The 5,709-nt window shown below is 45.1% G+C and carries 8 protein-coding genes; 2 read left to right on the top strand and 6 right to left on the bottom strand.

Annotated features, from left to right (window positions below):
- Positions 1-187: 187 nt before the first annotated feature.
- Positions 188-715, bottom strand: a complete 528-nt coding sequence (locus tag AB447_RS11635) for a hypothetical protein (protein ID WP_048356585.1) — start codon at positions 713-715, stop codon at positions 188-190.
- Between the two features lie 340 nt (positions 716-1,055).
- Between AB447_RS11635 and AB447_RS11630 the strand changes: the two genes are divergently transcribed.
- Both AB447_RS11630 and AB447_RS11625 read left to right on the top strand, forming a co-directional pair.
- The gene (locus AB447_RS11630; protein WP_048356586.1) at positions 1,056-1,385 is read left to right on the top strand and encodes a helix-turn-helix domain-containing protein; all 330 of its coding nucleotides are present in this window, start codon (positions 1,056-1,058) and stop codon (positions 1,383-1,385) included.
- 5 nt (positions 1,386-1,390) lie between these two features.
- Positions 1,391-1,858, top strand: a complete 468-nt coding sequence (locus tag AB447_RS11625) for an ImmA/IrrE family metallo-endopeptidase (RefSeq protein ID WP_048356587.1) — start codon at positions 1,391-1,393, stop codon at positions 1,856-1,858.
- A 94-nt stretch (positions 1,859-1,952) separates the two neighbouring features.
- On the opposite strand, the gene AB447_RS11620 is transcribed toward AB447_RS11625, so the two are convergent.
- The 5 genes from AB447_RS11620 to AB447_RS11600 all read right to left on the bottom strand — a co-directional run bounded on the left by AB447_RS11620 (position 1,953) and on the right by AB447_RS11600 (position 5,555).
- Positions 1,953-2,966: a toprim domain-containing protein gene (locus tag AB447_RS11620; RefSeq protein ID WP_057957579.1), complete on the bottom strand. Its 1,014-nt coding sequence runs from the start codon at positions 2,964-2,966 to the stop codon at positions 1,953-1,955.
- 133 nt (positions 2,967-3,099) lie between these two features.
- Positions 3,100-4,470, bottom strand: coding sequence for a P-loop NTPase family protein (locus AB447_RS11615; protein WP_048356010.1), 1,371 nt, complete (start codon positions 4,468-4,470; stop codon positions 3,100-3,102).
- On the bottom strand, positions 4,467-4,670 hold the full coding sequence (locus tag AB447_RS11610) for a hypothetical protein (RefSeq protein ID WP_048356009.1): 204 nt from the start codon (positions 4,668-4,670) through the stop codon (positions 4,467-4,469). The genes AB447_RS11615 and AB447_RS11610 overlap by 4 nt, the downstream gene beginning before the upstream one ends.
- A complete protein-coding gene (locus AB447_RS11605; protein ID WP_048356008.1) occupies positions 4,670-5,056 on the bottom strand; it encodes a YopX family protein in 387 nt (128 codons plus the stop codon). The genes AB447_RS11610 and AB447_RS11605 overlap by 1 nt, the downstream gene beginning before the upstream one ends.
- Before the next feature lie 70 nt (positions 5,057-5,126).
- Complete coding sequence (locus AB447_RS11600) at positions 5,127-5,555, bottom strand: hypothetical protein (RefSeq protein WP_241494774.1); 429 nt, start codon at positions 5,553-5,555, stop codon at positions 5,127-5,129.
- Positions 5,556-5,709 lie beyond the last annotated feature (154 nt).

Raw genomic sequence — 5,709 nt, 5'->3', positions numbered from 1 at the left:
CTGGATACGTATTGAAATCGGTAATTTTGGGGATATTCATAGTACGTTCGCCTCCATATATTTTAGGTAAAACGTACTAGTTCGGAGGGTGTGTTCGCATACTGTTCGCTTGTCTTTTGCCAACAGATTAGATATGATGAGGATGTAACTACGCCCTCCGAGGCTAGTTGCGTTTTAGAAAGAAACTTTATGCTGTTAGTTGGTTCTGACAGTGTACCCTGAACCGCCGGATGAACTTACGATGAGACTCGGGATTTCCGCCAAATCGCTTCGCCAAAAGCGATGATATTTCCGAATCGTTTGTGCATCCTCGGTTCCAAATTGCCAATATCGTTTTTTTTCGTGGATCGTCCTGCGCCAACAGGGCGATCTTTTCTTTTAATAAAACCTCGCCTACGACGTTCGCCGAAATGTCTTCAGGTTCCCATACAGTTCCATCCTCACCTTCGAATGAGGTGTCGTATCTGATTCTTCTCTTTTTCCCGGTTAAAAAGTCAGCTCTTACACTTCTGATTATCTTTTGAATGAGAGCTTTCTTCTCTCTCCCGTTGTCTCTGAATGCCAACAAAGCTTTTCCGATTCGCCAATAGCATTCTTGCTCAAAAGAAGTGAAATCTGGAATTAGATGAGCGATTCTTTCTGACTCCCTTATGACATATGGAACGGCACCGCTCTCCAAAGCAATTTTAATCCTATTCAATTGTTTTTCTTTCAAATGTTTTTCCTCCTTTGCCCTACACTATATAACACGTAGTTGGCATTTACTTTTGGGACATCGTTTCCGGAATTTTTTCTTATCTTTATTTTTTTTTGCTAATTATTTAGCTTTTTGTTGACATAAATTAAAGAATATTGTAGAGTATAGACATATCTAAATAAACCCTACAAAAACAGCCTGAAACGTTGGGAGACGTAGCTTAAGGCTTTAATTTGTAGTGTCTAAGAAGCTGAATAAATAGCTTATGAACACAGTTTATTAAAGATTTCTTTAAATGTCAACTTGTTTTTTAAAGATTTCTTTAGTTTGTTTTCATGAGCCATTAAGGATGGTTGATATGATTACGTTTGAAAGAGTTAAAAAACTTTGTAAAGATCGAGGCATAAGCCTCTCAAGACTAGAAGAAAATGTAGGATTCGGAAAAAACTCTACTTATTCATGGAAGCAGAATAACCCTTCGAGTGACAAACTCAAAAAAGTAGCCGACTACTTCAATGTATCTGTTGACTACCTACTTGGCCGTACCGATGATCCGAAAATACAAGGCCAATACGACATAGATACTATAGCCGCTCATCACGATGGTGAAGATTGGACAGAAGAAGAGTTAAGGGAGATCGAACGTTTCAAAGAGTTTGTCCGCTTAAAAAGAAAACAACAGGAGTAGTTGAGATGTACGAAACATTACTTTCGGAGGCTACTCACCTTGGTATAGACACCTATGAAAAACAAATGCCTCATAGACTCAAGGGATTGTACTCAAAAAATGTTATTTTGATTAATAAAAACATGGAGACCTCTTATGAAAAAACTTGCATACTTGCCGAAGAACTTGGTCATTATTATACATCGAGTGGGGATATAGTTGATCAAGATACAATTGAAAAGCGAAGACAAGAAAAAATTGCGAGAACGTGGGCTTACGAAAAGCTAGTACCTTTGTCCAAAATTGTTCAAGCCCACAAAGAAGCTATAAGAAATAGGTATGAGCTTGCTCAGTACCTTGAGATTACAGAAGAATTTTTAGACGACGCCATTAAGCGCTATAAAGAAAAATACGGTGCTACTGTTAACTATGGTGGATACACCATTTGTTTTGAACCACTTGGTGTAATAGAGTGGTTTGACAATTCTTTTTAACCTAAAAAGCGAACATACATTCTTTTTAAGGAGATATGGACGACCTGTATGAATGGATCGTCGAAGACTAATCGGTAGTCGGTCGTTGACGGGATTAAGTGTCGCCCGTCAACGAAAAACTTACCCGTTTAGGTAACTCCAGACGCCAGCTCTTAACGTCCTCCGCACGCTCATACACCGCCTTCAACTCCGCTCTTCCCTTCGCAATCAATAGTTCATTCGCATCCTTTCCTTCCGTAATATACCCGTGTGCCAGTCCGACTTTCCCGTATAAATAACGCTCGACCTCCGCACGCAACTTCTCGCCAGCCTTATCGTTATCCGTCACGATTGTTACGTGTTCGATCGGAGACTGGACGATGATATCCGCTTTCCGTTGGTTGAACGAAGACCCACCGGTCCCGATCGCCGGCACTCCCGCCGTCATCCACGATTGCGCATCGATCTCCGCCTCGCATAAGACAACGCGTGTCAGCCGCCGATCATATACGACGTTCATTCCGTAAACAAGGTCCCGTATTGGCCAGCCGCCTTTGACGTACCAGAACGCCTTGCCCCGCGTTGACCGGTACTTTACGTTAGCAAGCCGCCCGTTCGGCAACCGCCAAGGCAGCGCAACCGCACCGCCAACCATTCCGACGTTCATTAGCCGCTGGACAGCCGGCATGATCCCGCGGTTGTTTAAATAATCGTTAGGATCCGCAGCCACGTCGTCGAGAATCGATTCGCTCAACGATTCGCGATTCTTGGCGATCTTTAGCTTCGGCATCCTCAGCGTGAGCTTTCCGTCTTCCAATTCCGGCGCATACGAATCGATGAGGTATTCGACCGTCTCTTCTTCGGTTTCTTCGCGCAAGAAGGCGAGTAGCTTTACGAAGCCACCCCGCGCATACTCTGCGTCATAATAGCCGCTATCTCCCCAATAACCGGCCTTTGCGGTCGCTGTGTCTTCGAGATATACGTAAAAACTCGGCGTTCGATCATAACGGAAAGGACTTGCGGCCAGCAATCGCTCATCCGTCCATGTTGGCCGCGTCCATTCGAACTGTTCGAGCTCATATCGTATATCAACGTCGACCGGGCGCCCGTTTAACGTCAATGTCGGCACTTTCGTCTCACTCCTTTCGAACTAAAAACCGGATTGTTCTATATATTACGTCCTAATTTTTAAAAAATCCTTCGGAATTTGTCGAAAGAATCTCGGAAAATGTTGACAATATTATCCAATAAATTCCAACGTCTTAGAAATTAAAAGGCACATCGGATGATTCTTCGACGACTTCGACAAGCTGCTTAATCACGCCCACTTGTGGCAGATATATAATCTCGGCGCTCTTTCCTTCGCCACCGTCCCGGCCTTTATTTAGTCCGATAAGACCCCGTCCTTCCTCTGCGTTCGTATCAACAGCAATCAATAGCGCAGCATCTTCGAGCAACGCTTTCGTTTTCTTGACGTCTTTACGCTGTGGAAGCTTTAATTCGGAGTCTGCGTCTTTACCATCGCCTTCCTCCGCTTGCGTCAACGCAAAGACAGTCGTTTTTGTTTGTCCTGCTAGACGGCGGAGTTTCTTCGAAGTCTCGGCCGCGTCTCCGCCCGCCGTCTTTGACGTGTTCTTTTCGTAATCGAGATAGTAAAAGGGATCGATGAGCACGACGTCGGCTTTCGTTTCGATAATGTCCGATTTTAAATCGCGGAGCTTCCGGGAGTTGAAATTCTCGTCATCCACAGCACGAACGATAATGTTCCCCGGAATCAGTTCGTTTATCTTGTCGAGGAACTCCATAAATCCGGCCTCAAACTCTTCGGAAAGCTTGCCCTGTCTAACATCGCGCGAATTAAATCCGCCGGGGCCTGTATATTCGATTCCGATATCCAAGTCAACATCTTCTAACGGATTGTTATCGATTCCGAACTCTCCAGAAATTGAAACGTAGAGCCGGACAAGAACCTCGTACCAGCCCATCTCCATCGACCAAATTAGTACGTTCGCCCCCTGCATCGCACAGTTAATCATCTCCTCTAACGCTATGGCCGATTTTCCCCGGCCGGATTTCCCATAAATGACGTATACGTTCGATGAAACATAGCCGCCCATAGCACGGTTTATGAAGTCGAACTTGCTGCGCCAGATCCGGAAAGACTCGCCAGCTTTGCGGTTTTCATATTCGGCTTTGAACTTGTCGATATCTCGTTTTATATCGATACCGATCGTATCACGAACGTTTGTTCTAATTTTAATCCTTTCGAGTTCATCCGTCAACCATGAAAATAATTCTTCCGGACTATCTTGCGAATTATTAAAGCGCTCCGGAAGCTCTTTTTCCGCAAGTTCTGCGAATTCCAACATCGCTGCTCGATTTTTCAATTTCTCCGCAAGGTAATCGTAACTGGCCTCGATGTTAAAATCCGGCTGGAAGTCCGGCACCTCATTCGCCACCATTTCGGCAGTCGGCGCCCGGCCTCCGTGTTTCTCTGCGTATTCCGTGATGTATCGTAGTGCCTTGCGTTCGCCTTCCGTCGGTAAGTCTTCCGCAGAGATATTAAACCGTAGCAGTGCGTTCGGTTCGTTCTGTTCGATCACCTTCGATAGCATTAAGACTCCGTAGTTCATCCGCGATCCCTCCTCACTCTCTTAACGTAAATCACTCGGACGCCTCTTTTCCGCTGTTCCGCGATTTCAATTCGAATACGGAAGAAATCATAGGCTTCACCGAACATATCCGCTAAAAATTCCGCAACTGTAACGATTCGATCAAACGACCATTCAAGCGCCGCAAACGTCCACTTTAACGGATAAAGTAGACGGTACATTATTCCGCCTCCAATAACTCGGGATTTCGATATACGTCGCCGATGATTTCGATTTCGTCAAGTCGCATCCAAAGGTACCTATCCGCCCCTTTTTGATTGCCGATGTATTTCATTTTGTGGATACCGTTTTCCCATTCGATCACATAACGATCAACCACTTTTTTACCGGTCATAGGATTTATATAGGATTCCTCAGCGATGTCTTTTTCGTAAATCTCCCGGATGTTTTTGTCCTTCAATCCGGTGTATTGCATAATATTTTCGAAAAATCCCGTTATATCCGCATTCCCGTAATATACTTTCCCATCAAAACCAACTGCATTTAAAGGGCTGTAATCCATTTTTTTAAGTGGAGCATTCCACGCTCTAAACTTGAACTCTCTCATTATCGCTCGACCTCCCGCTTTAATTTCGCCAGAACTCCATCAGCATACGACTTATAGTCCTCGTCACCAATCAGCTCATAAGCGTCATAAAATCGATGTACTTATCAAGCAGCTCATCGATTTTCTTCGTATTGTCTTTCGCTTGATTTTTCGTCATGTCACCCCACGCCTTTTCGATTCCTTCGCGAATCTTAGTTACAAGATCTTCATTTGGTAACTCCGCAAAATGAAACGCCGTCCCCTCCGGCTCCGGATAATTTTCGTAATCAAAATCGTCAAGGAATCGTTCGGCGTACTGTTTGCGGCAGACCAACCGCAAGTCATCCGAATCAGCGACAATACATTCGCCGTTGATTGCGTCCGTCAGATCGAACTCGACGTAGGTAGAGACGCCGGTATCGTCCTCTTCTTCGACTTTCCTGCGCGCATCAACGTAGAAAATGCGGTCCGGGTATCCGTCTACTGCGACCAAGTCTCCGAAAGTGATGTCGGCTTTCATCTCCGCAGCCCCCTTTTCGATTCTCCTTCGAATTCAATTACGCGGCATAGGTCACGAATCCGGTCCGTCAGACGTTGCTCTCCGAAAACGTCCGGCAGCCGTTCGATCGCAATGTTGCTCGTGTATATCGTCGAAAGTTGATTCGTCACTCTCG

The organism is Bacillus glycinifermentans (assembly GCF_001042475.2).
GTDB lineage: Bacteria > Bacillota > Bacilli > Bacillales > Bacillaceae > Bacillus > Bacillus glycinifermentans.
This window is presented reverse-complemented; position numbering and strand designations above follow the sequence as displayed.

Excerpts from the sequence above, each read along its gene's own strand:
- AB447_RS11630 (WP_048356586.1), top strand. The coding sequence starts at position 1,056 with ATGATTACGTTTGAAAGAGTTAAAAAACTTTGTAAAGATCGAGGCATA.
- AB447_RS11625 (WP_048356587.1), top strand. The coding sequence starts at position 1,391 with ATGTACGAAACATTACTTTCGGAGGCTACTCACCTTGGTATAGACACC.
- AB447_RS11615 (WP_048356010.1), bottom strand. The coding sequence starts at position 4,470 with ATGAACTACGGAGTCTTAATGCTATCGAAGGTGATCGAACAGAACGAA.
- AB447_RS11600 (WP_241494774.1), bottom strand. The coding sequence starts at position 5,555 with ATGAAAGCCGACATCACTTTCGGAGACTTGGTCGCAGTAGACGGATAC.
- AB447_RS11610 (WP_048356009.1), bottom strand. The coding sequence starts at position 4,670 with ATGTACCGTCTACTTTATCCGTTAAAGTGGACGTTTGCGGCGCTTGAA.
- AB447_RS11605 (WP_048356008.1), bottom strand. The coding sequence starts at position 5,056 with ATGAGAGAGTTCAAGTTTAGAGCGTGGAATGCTCCACTTAAAAAAATG.